1 protein-coding gene and 1 pseudogene are annotated in these 1,717 nt (G+C 45.1%); both read right to left on the reverse strand.

Annotated elements, in window-relative coordinates:
- The coding region (locus tag HGO41_RS25685; protein ID WP_250981644.1) for a type VI secretion protein ImpA at positions 1–971 on the reverse strand (971 nt) is incomplete at its 3' end.
- Positions 971–1,717, reverse strand: a pseudogene (locus HGO41_RS25690) (hypothetical protein); the annotation flags it as partial. The gene HGO41_RS25685 and the pseudogene HGO41_RS25690, both read right to left, overlap by 1 nt.

Below are 1,717 nucleotides of genomic sequence, written 5' to 3' on the forward strand. Positions count from 1 at the left end.
TCATATTCCGGCAGGGCTTGGCCTTGTTTGACATGAGCATAACGCAAACTGCCGTCGATAAAGGTGCCCCAGCGGCCCGAGTGCGGGCTGGTTTCGCCGCTGTATGCAGTAAGTCGGACGGGTTCCACCTGGCGTAATAACTTCTCTTTCTCCGGCCAGTTGTACAATTCCTCCGGTAATCCTTTCGGGAAAAAACCTTCCGGCGGCACATCGATAAATTCGCCTTCAACCCGACGGATAAGGGTCCAGCCTGTTTTTGCCCACTTAGACTCTTTCCAACTGAATCTATGTTTACAAGTTTCTGCGTCAAACCATTCGTTACGCTGAATGCCCTGCCGTGCATCAGGTGATTCACCATAATCAGCTGGTAAAAATCGAGCTGCCGAAAAATCAACATCAGGTAAATATATTCCAGTTTGGATTGGTACATCTCCTTTTTCTATTCTCACGGATGAGTCAAGTATATAAAGAGGAATTTTTTTTGGAATTTTTATATATGGGCGCACACAATTATCACTATATGTCAAACGCCCCTCCTCCCACTCTCCCCATATTGTTATTGATAAGTTTTTATCTAGTTCTGAAGCTTGATACTCATGATGTCTAATTTTATCTTTTTCTTGATCAGTCATCCACCCATCCCAAAACTCTACGATTCCCTTATTGATATTGCTCATAGCATGACCAATATCAAATGCCTTAACATCATTATGAGTTCGCAGAATGTAAGCCTTGATATAACGTTCCTTTAATGGTCGGATATTAGACATTACGCGTGATTCCCATACTATATCAGCCTGCTGCCATTGGGGGAGCTTACGGGTATTAATCGGCATTTCACGTTTATATCTTGCCAGGGCTTCTTCATGGGCATCGATATAGGCAATGATGGCGTCACGGGTTTCGGCATAATGTTCTGCTGAGATAAAATTTTCTAAAAAATAACATTCCTGCGGATGTAAAATCCCCATTATTCTTTTCCTTTTGGTTCATACCAGTTGTTTTTATTCTCTAGCTTCGGTAACCCCAGATAAGGGCTGACCGGGTCACTGCCCACATCGCCATAGCCCCAGCTGGTTTTACGCCGCTCACCGGTAAACTCTTTTTTAAGCTGCGACGGGTCCAGTACGATTTGTACCGCTCCGCCTTCCAGCGAATATTCTTTGGCATTCTCATTGATTTGTGTTGCAGCCCGGCCTTCCCAGACCTTGAGGGGCTGTCCCGGCGGAACGGTGTAAACGACATATTCTCCGTTTTCATTCCAGCTTTTCCATACGGCAAAGTTTTTACGCCAGTCACTTTTCGACGTCAGCTTTTCAAACTCTGCCTTTCGCATCCAGCAAATACTATTGTCGGAAGAGTTTGGATCAATAACTCGATAGATCATTTCACCTGAAGGTATTTCAACTGCTGCCATAGAGTTATCAAAGGTGCCAAACTTCCCATCTAATGGTGTTTTGCGAGATGCCAGCGATCTGATATCAGGCCACCCCTTATTAATAAACTTCTCTAAGTCCGGGGATAACTTATCTAATGCGGGATATGTTCTTTGTTTTCTGCCAACATCCACCCAATCCGGTTTTTCCTGCTTAAACATCTCAACTTCTTTTGCCGCCCGTTCGCCGCCGTAGAGGTGTACATTGGTGCCCACATGCGCGCGGTAGGCATTGTCACCTTCAACACGCAGGCGGTTTGCCAGTTTTTCCAGTAAATCCGT

It is taken from the genome of Rahnella sp. CG8, from assembly GCF_023701875.1.
GTDB classification, from domain to species: domain Bacteria; phylum Pseudomonadota; class Gammaproteobacteria; order Enterobacterales; family Enterobacteriaceae; genus Rahnella; species Rahnella aceris.